This is a genomic window from Paragemmobacter amnigenus (genome assembly GCF_009908265.2).
Lineage (GTDB): Bacteria > Pseudomonadota > Alphaproteobacteria > Rhodobacterales > Rhodobacteraceae > Paragemmobacter > Paragemmobacter amnigenus.
Window position 1 is genome coordinate 264,547 of record NZ_JAAATX020000004.1, and the last position, 15,223, is coordinate 279,769.

8 protein-coding genes are annotated in these 15,223 nt (G+C 64.2%); 4 read left to right on the forward strand and 4 right to left on the reverse strand.

The annotated features are described in order from the left end of the window. Both GU927_RS07350 and GU927_RS07355 read left to right on the forward strand, forming a co-directional pair. Positions 1 to 1,341: a sensor histidine kinase gene (locus GU927_RS07350; RefSeq protein WP_161761704.1), complete on the forward strand. Its 1,341-nt coding sequence runs from the start codon at positions 1 to 3 to the stop codon at positions 1,339 to 1,341. 78 nt (positions 1,342 to 1,419) lie between these two features. Next, complete coding sequence (locus tag GU927_RS07355; protein WP_161761705.1) at positions 1,420 to 2,328, forward strand: cation diffusion facilitator family transporter; 909 nt, start codon at positions 1,420 to 1,422, stop codon at positions 2,326 to 2,328. Here the strand turns inward: GU927_RS07355 and GU927_RS07360 are convergent. The 4 genes from GU927_RS07360 to GU927_RS07380 form a co-directional block, all read right to left on the reverse strand. Further along, positions 2,318 to 2,725, reverse strand: coding sequence for a Fur family transcriptional regulator (locus tag GU927_RS07360; RefSeq protein ID WP_161761706.1), 408 nt, complete (start codon positions 2,723 to 2,725; stop codon positions 2,318 to 2,320). The two genes, GU927_RS07355 and GU927_RS07360, sit on opposite strands and share 11 nt — an antisense overlap. Before the next feature lie 59 nt (positions 2,726 to 2,784). Continuing rightward, positions 2,785 to 2,967 (reverse strand): hypothetical protein, encoded by a 183-nt coding sequence (locus GU927_RS07365; protein WP_161761707.1) that lies wholly within the window; start codon positions 2,965 to 2,967, stop codon positions 2,785 to 2,787. A 68-nt stretch (positions 2,968 to 3,035) separates the two neighbouring features. Continuing rightward, positions 3,036 to 9,746: a peroxidase family protein gene (locus GU927_RS07375; protein ID WP_161761708.1), complete on the reverse strand. Its 6,711-nt coding sequence runs from the start codon at positions 9,744 to 9,746 to the stop codon at positions 3,036 to 3,038. A gap of 342 nt (positions 9,747 to 10,088) precedes the next feature. Further along, a complete protein-coding gene (locus GU927_RS07380) occupies positions 10,089 to 10,781 on the reverse strand; it encodes a cyclic nucleotide-binding domain-containing protein (RefSeq protein WP_161761709.1) in 693 nt (230 codons plus the stop codon). Positions 10,782 to 11,081: 300 nt separating this feature from the next. Here GU927_RS07380 and GU927_RS07385 point away from each other — a divergent pair, with 300 nt between their 5' ends. Both GU927_RS07385 and nosZ read left to right on the forward strand, forming a co-directional pair. Beyond that, positions 11,082 to 13,256, forward strand: a complete 2,175-nt coding sequence (locus tag GU927_RS07385) for a NosR/NirI family protein (protein WP_161761710.1) — start codon at positions 11,082 to 11,084, stop codon at positions 13,254 to 13,256. Between the two features lie 13 nt (positions 13,257 to 13,269). Next, the gene (gene nosZ, locus GU927_RS07390) at positions 13,270 to 15,219 is read left to right on the forward strand and encodes a TAT-dependent nitrous-oxide reductase (RefSeq protein WP_161761711.1); all 1,950 of its coding nucleotides are present in this window, start codon (positions 13,270 to 13,272) and stop codon (positions 15,217 to 15,219) included. Positions 15,220 to 15,223: the final 4 nt, after the last annotated feature.

Consider the following 15,223-nt stretch of genomic DNA (forward strand, 5'->3'; position numbering starts at 1 on the left):
ATGACGCGCGCCTCGCTCCAACTGCGGCTGGCACTGGCAGGTGGCATCGTTCTGCTCCTCACGCTTGCCGCCGCCCAGATGGGGCTGTCCACCCTGTTCACCCGCCACGCCGAACGCGCCATCGCGGCGGACCTGTCGGATTTGTCCGACTATCTGGTCGCCGCAGTTGAACCGGCAGGGGACGGCAGCCTGACGCTGGAACGCCCCCCCGCCGATCCGGCCTATCAGAGGCCATTTTCCGGCCGCTACTGGCTGGTGACGGCAGGCGGACAGGATTTCGCCTCGCGCTCGCTTTGGGACTTCACCCTTACGCTTCCCGAAGCCCCCTCGCCCGGCGCGGATGTGCTGCTGACGCTGGCCGGGCCGAAGGGCACGCGCCTACTGGCCCTCGACCGCAGTGTCATCCGGCCCACGCCGGCCGGCGACAGGACGCTGCGGATTATCACAGCGCTGGACCGTGCGCGCATAGATGCGGCGGAACAGGCCTTCCGGCACGAGATGCTGCCGTGGCTTGCCGCGCTGGGTCTGCTTATCCTTGCCGCAGGGGCGGTTCAGATCCGCGTCGGCCTTGCCCCGCTTGCCACGCTGGGGCAGCGTTTGGCCGCGCTGGCACAAGGACGGGTCGACCGGATCGGGACAGAGGTTCCCGCGGAACTGCGCCCGCTCGCGCGGCAGATCGATGCGCTGCTGGACGACCGCGCAACCGAAATCGAACGCTCGCGCCGACGCGCGGCCGATCTTGCCCACGGGCTGAAGACACCGCTGCAGGCGCTTTTGGGGGATGCCGCGCAATTGCGGACACAGGGCCTGCACATGCAGGCCGGTGGCATCGAAACCGTTGTCCGTTCGATCCACCTGCAAGTGGAGCGTGAACTTGCCCGCGCCAGCATGGCGGGCGCCACACCCGGTTCCGCAGCCGATATCGCCCGCTGCCTGCAGGGGGTTGCCGCCGTCGTCCGGCGCACCCCCCGCGGCGCCACGCTGGACTGGCAGATCGACCCGCCCGCAGGCCTGCACGCACGCATGGACGCCGCCGACCTGACCGAGGCGCTGGGCGCACTGGTGGAAAACGCCGCGGCCCATGCAAGGGGAACCGTCCACCTCACGGCCCGCCGCGAAGGGGGCGAGGCGTTGGTCATGGTCCGCGACGATGGCCCGGGACTGCCGCCCGACCAGATCGACCGCCTGCGCCTGCGCGGGCAGCGGCTTGATACCTCGGGTAACGGCAGCGGACTTGGCCTGTCCATCGCCGACGAGCTGGTCGTGGCGGCGGGCGGGTCGGTCAGTTTCGAGAATTCCGCGCAGGGTCTTTGCGTGACGATCCGCCTTCCCGCGGCCTGATCCGCCGCACCCGCGCTTTTTCCTTCATTTTCGCGCCGAAAGCGGATTAATGAAACTGAATATCATCCGCCGGATCCGATGCCCCCCATCCAGAAGATCGCCGCAGCCAGTATCCTTGTCGCGCTTGCCGTGCTTTCGCTCAAGACGGTGGCGTGGTGGATCACCGGATCTGTCGCGCTCTTCTCGGACGGCACGGAAAGTCTGGTGAACCTTGCCTCCGCATCAGTGGCCTTTCTGTCGATCCGTCTTGCCGCCCGACCACCGGATGCGCGCCACCCCTATGGCTTCCACAAGGCGGAACTCACAAGCGCGCTGTTCGGCGGCGCGCTGATCCTGACGGCGGGGGTCACGATCCTTTGGCAGGCGGTACGGGGTCTGGTGGACCCGCAACCCATCACGGCGGCGGGAACCGGTCTTGGCCTGACCCTTCTGGCAAGTGCGATCAACGCCGTCTGGTGTACGGTGCTGTTGCGACAGGGCCGACGGCTGGGGTCACCCGCGCTGCAGGCCGACGGGCGGCATCTGCTGGCCGACGTCCTGTTCTCGGCTGCGGTCGTCATCGGCGTTCTGGGCGCGACACAGACGGGACTGCATCTGCTCGACCCTCTGGTCGCGGGGCTGGTCGCGATCAACATCATGCGGAGCGGATCGACCGTCCTGCACGGGGCATGGCGCGGCCTGATCGACGAGGCCTTGCCGGAAGACCAGCAGGACCGCATCCGCGCCATCGTCACAGCCGAGAGCGGACGCGCAGCAACACTCGTCTCGCTGCGGACGCGTCAGGCGGGACGGGCCAGCTTTGCCGAAATCCGGCTTGGCCTGCCCCCTGCCATGCCTCTGGCCGAAGCGGCGCGCATTTCAGCCGCGGTCGAGCGTGCCCTGCATCAGGCGCTTCCCGGCTGCCAGCCGCTGATCGTGACAGAACCGGCAGAGCTGCCCGCAGGTCTTGCCGGTCGCGCCATCGCCGCCCCCGGGGTCAGTTCTTGACCGGAATGCCGACCAGTTCCAACCGGTGACCCACAAGGCTATAACCAAGACGGTTCGCGATGCGGCGCTGCAATTCCTCGATCTCGGGATCGACGAACTCGATCACACGACCGGTCGTCAGGTCGATCAGATGGTCATGATGGGCACGGTTCGCATCCTCGTACCGCGCACGGCCATCGCCGAAGTCGAGCTTTTCCAGAATGCCCGCCTCCTCGAACAGCCGGACGGCGCGATAGACGGTGGCCAGCGAGATTTTCGGGTCCAGCCTGTGCGCGCGGCGGTGAAGTTCCTCGACATCGGGATGGTCGGCTGCCTCGCCGATGATCTGGGCGACGAGCCGTCGATGACCCGTCATGCGAAGGCCCGCCTTTTCGCAGCGGTGAAGAATGTTCGGCATTGTCTTTTCAGTGTCTTTAAAGGATTTGCCCCGCCGACAGGGCGGGGCGCGGATATCGCTCAGTGGATCGGCTCGCCCAGCCGTTGCTGGAGCAGCGCCACGAATTTTTCGCGGAATTCGGCCTGTCCGGCAAGGATCGTCAACACCTCGTTGGCGCCCCATTCCGTAACATCGGTCCGTCCCGTTGTCGCCCACTGGCCGATAAGGCTTTGAAGTTCCGTCAGTTCCCGGTCGTACATCATCACATACCCGCAAGGCGGCCTTATTGTCGCAGGAGGCCCCGGCCCATGACGGGCCGGGGCGGACTGGATCAGAAGTTGAACGACGACCCGTCGAGGTTATGGGCCCCGCGGAGGGTGATGGTGAAGTCGGCCTCCTCATCCGCGTCGGTGAAGCCCTCGATCAGCGTGTCGGTGCCATGTTCGGTGGCGATCTCGCGGATCACGAGGCTGCCCGCCGCCGTGGTGCCCTGACCGGCCAGCGTGAAGGCCTGGTTACCCGCCGTGCCGGTGACCGCGTCGATCCCCGACAGGTCGATCCGGTCGCCCGGACGGAAGTCGGTGATCACATCGCCATCCGCCGTCCCGGCCGAGACGAAGACGAAGATGTCATCGCCATCCGCGCCCGTCATCACGTTGATCCCGAGCGAGGCCTTGATCACATCCGCGCCGGTGCTGCCAATCACGTTCTCGACGCCCACCAGATGGTCGGTGACGCCGCCGGTGCGGACCGTGCCGATGGGCGTATAGGCCCCCAGATCGACCGTTGCCCCCTCAGTCAGTGCCGACAGGTCCAGCGTGTCGGACCCGGCCCCGCCGAAGATCATGTCGGCCCCGTCGCCGGATTGCGCGATGAAGAGATCGTCGCCCTCTCCGCCCAACAGGACATCGCGGCCCGCGCCGCCTTCGACGGTGTCGCCACCGCTGCCGCCGACGCCCACATCATTGCCGCCATTGCCCAGGAGGATATCCGCGCCGCCCTTGCCGAGCAGGGCATCGCCCTGTTCGCCGCCGACCACCACATCATCGCCCGCATCGCCGACCATGACGCCCGCGGTGGAGCCCGGCATCAGCACCACACCCTCGACCACCGGCGGAGGCGTGACGGTGCCGCCGCCCGTGCCAGAGCCAGAGCCGCTGCCGCTGCCCGAACCCGTGCCGCTGCCCTCGCCCTCGGTCTCTTCCTCGGTCCCGTCATTGCCGTTGTCGTCGTCGGGATCCTCCTCCTCGCCCGTATCGGCCCCGTCATCTGCGCCGTCATCGGCCCCGCTGTCGCTGACCAGTACCGGCAGGTCGTCGAGCGATCCGGTGAAGGTGACGGAATGGCTGCCGTTCGACAGGGTGACGGTGCCGTCGCCGTTGGCCTCGGCCGCGTAGCTGGCCGGATCGGACCCTGCGGGCACCTCGATCACGTCCTGCGCGCGCAAGCTGCCCACGATCACGTCATTGCCGCCCTTGGTGCGGAACACGATCCGGTGCGCCGATTCCAGCGCCGAGATGTCGACCGTATCGTCACCCGCATCGCCGTTGATCGTGATGGTCGAGTAATTCAGGCTGGTTCCGGTGAAGTTCCCCTGAATGTTGATCGTGTCACCTGCGATCAACCCGCCGTTCAGCACCCCATCCCCGTTATTGGCGGTCAACTGCGCGTTGCTGTTGATCACAATCTCCTCGATTTCGCGCAGTTCTGCTATGACCGAGGTATTGTTGGTGCCATTGCGGGTGATGACAATTTCCGTCGACGCCGCAATTGCGGTCTGTGCAAGCAGCGGGTTTGCGGCAAAGAAGGCAGCCCGCGTGAAGATCGTGAAAGTCTCCGACGTGTTGTTGCCGTTCAGCACAAAGGTGTCGCCGACACCGGTCTCGGTACCGCCGTCGATACGGTCGCGACCGTCCGTGGTGGTGATACCGAACAGGCCGGGATTGGCTATGCTGTAGGTGAAGGTATCGTCACCTTCGCCCCCGTTCAGGACATCATTGCCGGTGCCGCCCGTGATCACATCATTGCCGGCCCCGCCATTCACCAAATCGGCATCCGCGCCGGTGGAGATCACATCATTGCCGGCCCCGCCATTCACCAGATCGGCGCCCGCGCCGGTGGAGATCAGATCATTGCCATCGCCACCATTGACCGTGTCCTGTCCAATTCCGCCCGTGATCGTGTCATCCCCAGCAAGACCGTTGAACGTGTTGTTTCCGGTCAGATCGGTCAGGGAGTCGGCCCCGGCAGTGCCGTTGCGGGTGTTCCCCGAGAAATCGGCCGGCGAGAAGAAGAAGTCTCCCACCACATCCGTCTGGGCCGAAGCCACGGTCTCGGTGTAGCCCATCCCGTCGACATAGGAGATCTCGACACGCAGGATGCTGCCCACCTGCGCCTGTGTGGGTGTGAAGGTTTCGCCAGTGGCCCCGCCGATGTCGGTCCATGTCGCCCCGGCATCCGTGGACATCTGCCACTGGAACAACATCGGCCCGTTGCTGAACCCGTTGCCATCCACGAGCGTGTCGAGATTGGCGGTGAGCGTCTGCGTTTCGGTCGGTGTGGTGTCGCTGATCACAGGCCCGCCCTGCGGTGCCGAATTCTGGATCCGCAGATCCATGTCGGCAAATCGCAGCACTTCGATATTGGTCAGCCGGTCGCTGCCTTCGTTCCGCAGGGCGCGGCCCGTGGCCGGGTCCACGGGACCGACGGCCTGGTTGTCGTGCGTGACCGTAAAGCTGCCGTCGCCGTTGTTGGTGATGGTATAGTTCCCCATCACGTCCCAGTAGACCGCCACGTCCTCGCCCGTGTCCTGCGCGTCGCCGTCAAGGATTTCGCGCACCACGTTCAGATCCGCGGCCTTCACCTTGCGGGCAAACAGCGCCTGCTCCAGCGTCATGCCGCCAAACAGCGGCTGTCCCGCCACGGTCTGGAACTTCTGGCCCAGATAGATCACCGGACCCGTCACCAGCGACACGACCTGCTTGGTCAGACCATCCGTCGTCGCAAAGGCGTTGCCAAAAGCGTCCAGCACCTCGATCCGGACGTTCAGCCACTTGTCGCCGTCGATGATGTCATTGCCCGACATGCCCTTGATCACGTCGGACCCGCCGCCACCCAGCAGGATGTCGGAACCGTCGGATGTATCCATGATCCCGACTTCGGTGATCGGGTTCGGGTTCACCACATTGCCCGCGTCGTCCAGATCGGCTGGGTTGAACACCTGGAACTCGTCCAGATGGGCAACCAGGTCAGAAAGCCCGTCCACGAGGTGAAGGTTCTTCTTCAGCAGGACGTTCGAGAAGCTCTCGATGGGCGAGGTGGGCGTCGTCTGCGCCGCGTTGAAGTTCGGGTCATAGGCGCCGACCGGAACCTCGCGCCCCGTCAGCTTGTCATCGCCTTTCCAGCCCGACAGACCTTCGACAAGGTCGAAGCGGTCGCGCAGGATGTTGTTCTGCTGGTTGACGAAGATGCTGACATTCATGTCGGCATCCACGACGTAATCCGCGCCCTTGTAGGTCACCCAGTCAAAACCGGCCATGCCGTTGTTGCGGTTGATCCCGATGCCCTGGACCATGATGTCATCGCCCGATTCCGCGTCGAAATCGGTGTCGTTCTCGCCCGCCAGCATCACGTCATGGCCGATGATGCGGCTGTTGAAGAACAGCTCCGAGTTGTCGCCGGTCAGGGTGTTCATGTTCCCCTGACCTTCCATCCAGTCGTTGCCTTCGTTGCCGTAATATATCCCGCCGCCGCCCGAGGCTGCACGGATGAAGTCGTCGCCCTGTCCGCCGAAGACATCCTTGGCCTCGTCGCCGCCAGCCAGCACGTCGCGCCCGTCACCACCGAAGATCAGGTCAAGACCCATACCCCCGTTGATCATGTCATCGCCGCCCTGCCCCTTGAGCACATCCGCCGCGCCGACGTCGGTGCCGCTGTCGGTGATGATGTCGGACCCGTCGCCGCCATGGATGTGATCCACGCCGAAGCCGCCCTCGATCACGTCGTCGCCATCCTCGCCCCACAGACCGTCATCACCGGCTCCGCCGATGATCGTATCCGCCGCATTGGTGCCACCGATCACGACATGCTCGCCGCCCAGATACTTCAGGTAGTTCGCGCCCCGCTCGACCAGTTTGTCATTGCCCAGCATCGCGGACAGCACATCCGCCTCGCGCGTTGGATCGGCGTCGCCGATACCTTCGTTCCACTGCTTGGCCTTGTTGACCTGCAGCACCCAGTCTGCCGTCTGGAAAGCCGCGCCGTTGATCGCCAGTCCGTCATGTTCAATCGAGGTGTTGCGACGGATCAGGTCGGCGAAACTGTCGCTTTCCAGTTCCGTCAGCAGGTTCATACCCTGCGTCCGCGACAGGTAATAGAACCGGTCGCCGTTCTGCAGCGCCTCCATCTGCGCCTCGAAGACGAAGGTGAAGGTCGACCCCAGCATCCCCCCGAACGGCATCTTCGCCTCGGCCAGACCGCCGATCCAGAAGTCCACATCGTTCAGACCGCCAAGCTTGCCGCCGGCATAGTCACCCTTCGCGTTCAGGAAGTCGATCCGGTCCGCCGGTGCATCCTCACCCCCCAGAACCAGCTTGATGGCTGCATCGCGCTTGGCGTCCATCGTGGTGGCGGCAAGGATGGTGGGATGCGTGCCGTAAGCCGCGATGAAGTTGATGACCGACATCGGGTTCTTGATGTTCGCCGCGAAGTCGGTCCAGCTTTCGTAAGGCTTCACATAGGTATTGCCGGTCTGTTCAAAGAACTGCGACCGCGCCTCGTTCAACGAGGGGATACCCGTTTCACGGGCCCGCGCGATGTTCAGCGCGGCAAGGTCCAGCGGCAGGCCGACAAGGTTGTTCCGCAATGCGGTCGTCAGGAATTCGTCGATCTCGTTGCCATGCTGGCGGGTCATGCCCAGCAGGATCGCCCCCGCCGCGTCATGGGCGTCGACCCCCTGCGCCTCGAAGGCGACAGGGTTCAGGAAGGCGTCGAACAGGTCCATCTTGTCGATGCCCAACGCGCCCGCCGCCTGGGTCAGGCCGAACATGTCGACCGTCTCATTCAGCATCGAATGGCCGAAGCGGTAGACGACCTGCGCGAATTCCTGGCTGATGCCCACCGGAATTTCGACCGAGTTCGAGAAGACGAAGGGGTCGATCTGCGGCGCGATGGAGCGGACGAATTCCTCGAACACAAGGTGCTGGTAGACCATCTCGGTCGAGAAGCGGGCGGTCTGGAACAGGCGCGCGCCGTCCCAGACCAGCGTGGCACCCGTCGCAGGCGCCGCCTCGACATCGACCACAAGAAATTCGTTCAGCAGCCGCAGACCTTCCGGCGTGGTCGCGCCAGCAATCAGCGACGTCTTGACGGCCTCGATCTGGCGGTTGTGCTCGCTATGGAAGATCGTGTGGATCGCCGTCAGCGCGATGTTCTCGTTCCCGCGCCCGTCGCCCACGATGAAGTGGCGGTCCAGCAGTTCGTTGTCATAGGTGGTCAGGTTTCCGCGCGCGTCCGCCGACTGCGAACCGGGTGCGCTGATCTCGGCATCCGCATCGGCGGTGGCGTTCGCATTGGGTGTCGCGTCATGCGCGATATCGTTCAGGAAGGCCCGTCCGGCCGAGGCATAATCCGCCGTCACGCCGATCGCGCCGGCAGGAACGATGCCGGTAGGCAGGCTTTCCAGCGTCACATCCGACGGATCGAAGCTGTCGATCACCTTGTTGTCCGCGTCGCGGATGACAAAACCCTCGCGCACGATCACGGCCTGCACCGGCTCCGTGGCGCCGGGAACGTCGAAGGTCAGCGTCAGGATGACCTGCGGAAACCCGTTCGGACCGGGAACGAAGTTGCCATAAAGGTCGGTCAGCAGGGCGGGCACCGAATGGACGTTCATGTCCGAAAGCTGGATGCCCAGCACATTCTGCGCCTGCGCCTTGACATCGGCCCATGTCGGCGCGCCGTCCTTCTGCCCTTCCAGCATGCGGCCGGTCACGACCGGCGTCCCGTCCGGACCCGTCACGAATTCGCGCAGAAAGACCTGATGCGACGGGTTGGAGGTGTAAAGCTGGTTCAGGTCGATCCACGGCGTGGTCTGGTTGGTATTGTCGCGGATGTCGTCCGACGTGCCCAACTGCCCGTCAGCCCCGGGCAGGACCGAGACATTGGTTGCACGGGTCAGAACCATGAAATTCGTATGGCTGCCCGCGACATACAGCGGGTCATCCGGTTGCAGCGGAATGAACACCGTGCCTGCTGCTTCCCCTTTCGAGGTCAGGTCAAGCCCATGGTCGAAGAACTGGCCGAAGATGGTGAAGAAGCTGTTGTAAGGGGCAGTATCGCCAAGGTCGGCCGCAACGTTGCCCAGCGCGACATTCACGCCGTCCAGCTGGATATCGTTCGCGGCCAGCGTCACGACCAAATTCTGGGCCGCGGTGGGTTCGGCAGACAGGTCGGCGGGCGGCAATCCACCTGCGGTCAGGATGGCCTTCATCTCGCTGTCGGTCGGCAGGCCGACGATGCCAGCTTCGGCCAGCGCGGCCTTGACCGCAGTATAGATCTCCTGTGTCGCGGTCAGGTTCGCCGCACCGATCACCCCGTTGATGGCCAGCGCCGCCGAGATCGCCGCCGGATTGTAGAGCGACTGGTCCGCGACGAGGTTAGACACCGTCCGCGGTTCGCTGTCGTAGACAGAGCCGGACAACTGGGCATAGCTGGTACCCTCGCCGGTCCGCGGGCTGGCTTCGGCATCCATGTAGAACGGCTGCAACAGCCGCACCATCGCCTGATCCGACGTCCCGTTGAACACATAGCCGGGCTGGTAGTTGTTCAGTTCGCCCGTCACGGTCCGCAGGCCATAGGGCACCAGCGGGCTGGAGATCAGCTGCTCCATCGTCTGCCGCTGGATTTCAACCAGGGGCGTCCTTTCCGCCTCGGGCAACGAGGATTCGCGGGCGATCCATTCATTGATCAGCGCCGTGTGCTGCTCTGCGATACGGATCTGTTCCAGAATATGGGCGAGGTCGTTGAGGTTCAGCGTGACCATTGCGGTTGTCCCTGTGCTAGCCGTGACGGACGGACAGGTGGAACCTGCCCTTTCGGATAGCTCATGATCACCGTTTGACTGGGCCGGAACAAAGGCCGACGGTCCGACAGGGTTGTGAAATAGGTATGAGCCTCCATCAGACCAAAGTCCGATGAAAGCTGGTACCATTGTCCCGCAAAGCGCATCCGCGCCCGGGCAAGAATCAGCAAAGGGCGCAGTGCGACCCTTTAATCCTTGGACTATAGCCGACAATGCGAATTAATTTCAAGTATATTGCGATGCACTCGCAAAATGGCGGGCAAAGGTGCCTTGACCTCGCAGGGCCACCGATTCCCGCCGCCGTCAGCCCGGGCCGTCCAGCAGGGGATCAGGCTGCGCGACGGGCAGCAGGCGGGCCCTGTCCCACAGGGTGACGCGCTGTCCCTGCACCCGTACCCCGTCCTCTGCCAGCGACTTCAGCGCGCGCGACAGGTTCTCTGGCGTCATGCCCAGCATCGAGGCAATGACACGCTTTTCGATGCCAAGATCGAATTCCGCCTGCCCCGCCTGCGCGGCGCGCTTGAGCAGATAGGCAGCGACCCGCTCGCGCGAGTCGCGAAGCTTCAACCCTTTGGCGTGGCGCACAACGGCGCGGTAGCACGTCGCCAGTTCGTTGATGGTCGACACGGCGAATTCGACATCCCGCCGGAACACCGCCCGAAGATCCGAAGCGGGGATCATGATGATGCGCGACCGCTCGAGCGTGCGGGCCGACATCAGATACGGCGCATCCCGGATGCAAGCGGCCAGAATGAAGGTTCCCACCGGCTGCACCACCGTCATGCTCGCCGAGCGTCCCTTCCACTCGGCGAACAGCTCCACCATCCCCTCGACCACGATATGCAGAAAGTCCGCAGGATCCCCCTGCCGGATCAGCATCAGCCCTTCGGGAAAGCTCTGGGCATAGGCACCCTGCATCAGCTGCTCGAAATTCGCCTGCAACATGTCGCGAAAGAGTGGCAGATGCCGAATCTCCGGCAGGTCGGACGGACGCATGACATTCTCCGTTTGGGTGCACGGCAAGTTTAGCACATTTGATTGATATTTATCAATTCAAAGCGCCGCATCGTCGCCAGAGATTGTGATAACCCGCTTTGAACGCAGCGACCCGAAAACTCGGCGTCATAATTCATATTATTGTTTTTATTATATTTTTATCTAACTCTCGCGTCCATTTATCAAAGGCATTTCCAATCCGTGACGGAAAATCCCGACCCCGTCCCTTGAGTTGATTTCAATCAAGGAACGACTCGCGCCGCCGTGGGATTGAGCCGTCAAGATGTATGGACACCACGAATGATTCCCAGATTGATCACGGCTTTGCTTGCGCTGCTTCTCTGGGCGGCGTCACCTGCCGCCGCCGCGCCGGTGCTGGCCGATCTGATTGCCGATATCGATGCCGGCACCCTCGTGCCCGGGGCCGACGGGTTTGGCGCACCGCGCGACGATCTGCCCGTCGCACCGGTTCTCAAGGACGGGCAGACGCTCGGCTGGGCCTTCATCACGTCGGATTTCGTGGGCACCACGGGCTATTCCGGAAAGCCGATCCACACGGCCGTTGCCATCGACGCGGATGCGCGCGTCATCGGCGTCCAGCTGGTCAAACATTCCGAACCCATCGTCCTGATCGGGATTCCCGACACGAAGGTCAAGGCGATGGCCGCTGCCTATGTCGGCCTCGATCTGGTGGCCGAGGCACAGTCCGGCGGCACGTCCCATGAGGTCGACATCATCTCGGGTGCGACCGTGACCGTCATGGTGATCGACGATTCGATCATCCGCTCGGGCCTGAAAGTCGCCCGCGCGCTGGGGCTGGGCGGGCTTGCCGCCGATACCACGTCCACGGGGCCGCGGTTCGAACTGGCGCCCGATGCCCCCGCCCCTGCCGACTGGCCCGAAGCCGAAGGCGACGGCACCCTGCGCCGACTTGCGCTGGATGTCGGACAGGTCAACACCGCCTTCGCCGCGCTGGGTGATCCGCGCGCGACCGCACGGGCGCTGACCGAACCGCCCGAAACGACCTTCATCGAAATGCAGGCCGCGCTGGTCTCCGTCCCCGCCATCGCCCGTGGACTGCTGGGCGAGGCCGAGGCGGCGAATGTCGCAGACTGGCTGCAACCGGGTGACCATGCGCTGATGGTGACGGGGCGGGGGCTCTATTCCTTCAAGGGGTCGGGTTACGTGCGCGGCGGGATCTTCGACCGCATCGTTCTGGTCCAGGACGACATCTCGGTCCGCTTCCGCGACAAGATGCACCGCAGGCTTGGCCCCATCGCCGCCGAGGGTGCCCCCGCCGTGACCGAGGCCGACCTCTTCCGCATCCCCGCCGATACCGGCTTCGACCCGGCCAAACCCTTCCGCCTGCAATTGCTGGTGCAGCGCGCCGTGGGACCGGTCGAAAAGGTCTTCACCACCTTCGATCTGGGCTACCAGCTTCCTGCCCGCTACCTGCGCGCCATAGCCCCCGCCCCCGTACCCGAAGCGGCCGAGGCCACCGCCACCCGCGACGAGGGCGCGGCGCAGGCCGACCTGTGGAAGAAGATCTGGGCCGCCTCCTCGGTCGAGATTGCGGTGCTGGGCGGAATGCTCCTGATCCTGACCGCCACCTTCTTCTTCCAGGGCTTCGCCACCCGCCACGAACGCGCCTTCTACTGGTTCCGCATGGCCTTCCTGACGGTGACGCTGGTCTATCTGGGCTGGTATGCCAATGCGCAACTGTCCGTCGTCAACCTCATGGCGCTGTTCGGCGCGCTGGTGTCCGGCTTCTCGTGGCAGGCCTTCCTTCTGGACCCGCTGACCTTCATCCTGTGGTTCGCCGTCGCCGCCGCGCTGCTGTTCTGGGGGCGCGGGGCCTATTGCGGCTGGCTCTGCCCCTTCGGCGCGCTGCAGGAACTGACCAACCAGATCGCCCGCAAGCTGCACATCCCGCAATGGACCCTGCCATGGGGCCTGCACGAACGCCTGTGGCCAATCAAATACATGATCTTCCTCGGCCTCTTCGGCGTCAGCCTGATGAGCATCGAACAGGCCGAACATCTGGCCGAGGTGGAACCCTTCAAGACTGCCATCATCCTGAAATTCGTCCGCGCATGGCCCTTCGTGGCCTATGCCGCCGCGCTGCTGATCGCGGGGCTCTTCGTCGAACGCTTCTACTGCCGCTACCTCTGCCCGCTGGGGGCGGCACTCGCCATCCCCGCCCGCCTGCGGATGTTCGACTGGCTGAAGCGGTATCACGACTGCGGCAACCCCTGCCAAACCTGCGCCAACCAATGCCCCGTGCAGGCGATCCACCCGACCGGAGAGATCAATCCGAACGAGTGCATCAACTGCCTGCACTGCCAGGTGCTCTACCAGTCCGAAACCACCTGCCCCGTCGTCATCCGGAAGATGAAGCGGCGCGCGCAGGTCGGAACCATGGATGTTCCCCGCAACCTTGCGGGCCATCCGAATGCGAAACCTGTCACCAACTGAGAAAGGACAGATCATGTCTGAGGGACAGAAAACCGGCATCTCCCGTCGCGGCCTTCTGGGGGCCACCGCAGGCGGTGCCGCGGTCGCGGGCGCCTTCGGCGGGCGCCTTGCACTGGGAACCGGCGCGGCGGGCCTCGGCCTTGCCACCGCGGGCGCCGCCCGCGCCGCCGAGGGCAGCTTCAACGTCGCCCCAGGCCAGCTCGATGAATATTACGGCTTCTGGTCCTCGGGCCAGACGGGCGAGATGCGCATCCTCGGCATCCCCTCCATGCGCGAACTGATGCGCGTGCCGGTGTTCAACCGCTGCTCCGCCACCGGCTGGGGCGAGACGAATGAATCCATCCGCATCCACCAGCGCACGATGACCGACAAGACGAAGAAGATCCTCGCCGCCAACGGCAAGAAGATCCACGACAACGGCGACCTGCACCATGTCCACATGTCCATGACCGAGGGGCGCTATGACGGCCGCTTCCTGTTCATGAACGACAAGGCCAACACCCGCGTCGCCCGCGTGCGCGGCGACGTGATGAAATGCGACGCCATCCTCGAAATCCCCAATGCCAAGGGCATCCACGGGATGCGCCCGCAGAAATGGCCGCGCACCAACTACGTCTTCTGCAACGGCGAGGATGAGGCGCCGCTGAACAATGACGGCTCCACGATGCAGGACGTGTCGACCTATGTGAACGTCTTCACCGCCGTCGATGCCGACAAGTGGGACGTGGCATGGCAGGTGCTGGTGTCCGGCAACCTCGACAATTGCGACGCGGACTATGAGGGGAAATGGGCCTTCTCCACCTCCTACAACTCGGAAATGGGCATGACGCTGACCGACATGACGGCGTCCGAGATGGACCATGTCGTGGTCTTCAACATCGCCGCCATCGAACGCGCCATCGCCGAGGGCGACTATGAGGAAGTCAACGGCGTCAAGGTGATCGACGGGCGCAAGGGCCAGAACAAGGACTACACCCGCTACATCCCGATCGCCAACAACCCCCACGGCTGCAACATGGCGCCGGACAAAAAACACCTCTGCATTGGGGGCAAGCTGTCGCCCACCGTCACGGTGATCGACGTCACGAAGCTGGACACCATCTTCGCCTCGGACGCCGACCCGCGCTCGGTCGTGGTGGCCGAACCGGAACTGGGCCTCGGCCCGCTGCACACGGCCTTTGACGGGCAGGGCAATGCCTTCACCTCGCTCTTCCTCGACAGCCAGGTGGTGAAGTGGAACATCGAAAAGGCCATCGCCGCCTATAACGGCGAAGCGGTGGACCCGATCCTTGATAAAGTGGACGTGCAGTACCAACCCGGCCACCTGAAGACGTCCATGGGCGAAACGCTGGATGCCGACGGCAAATGGCTGGTCTGCCTGTGCAAATTCTCGAAGGACCGCTTCCTGAACGTCGGCCCCCTGAAGCCCGAGAATGACCAGCTCATCGACATCTCGGGCGACAGGATGGTGGTGATCCATGACGGCCCCAACTTCGCCGAACCGCATGACGCCATCGCCGTCCATGCGTCCAAGCTGACGGGGATCAAGTCGGTCTGGGACCGCAAGGATGCGATGTGGGCCGAAACCCGCGCGCAGGCCGAAGCGGACGGCGTCGATCTGGACGACTGGCAGGACATGGTCATCCGTGACAAGGACGATCCGACCAAGGTGCGCGTCTACATGACCTCGCAGGCGCCGAACTTCGCGCTGGAGTCCTTCACCGTGAAGGAAGGCGACGAGGTGACGGTCATCATCACCAACCTCGACGACATCGACGACCTGACCCACGGCTTCACCATGGGCAACCATGGCGTCGCGATGGAAATCGGGCCGCAGCAGACCTCCTCCATCACCTTCACGGCGGCGGCGGCGGGCGTCTACTGGTACTACTGCCAGTGGTTCTGCCACGCGCTGCACATGGAAATGCGCGGCCGCATGTTCGTCGAACCGAAAGGCGCGTGACAAG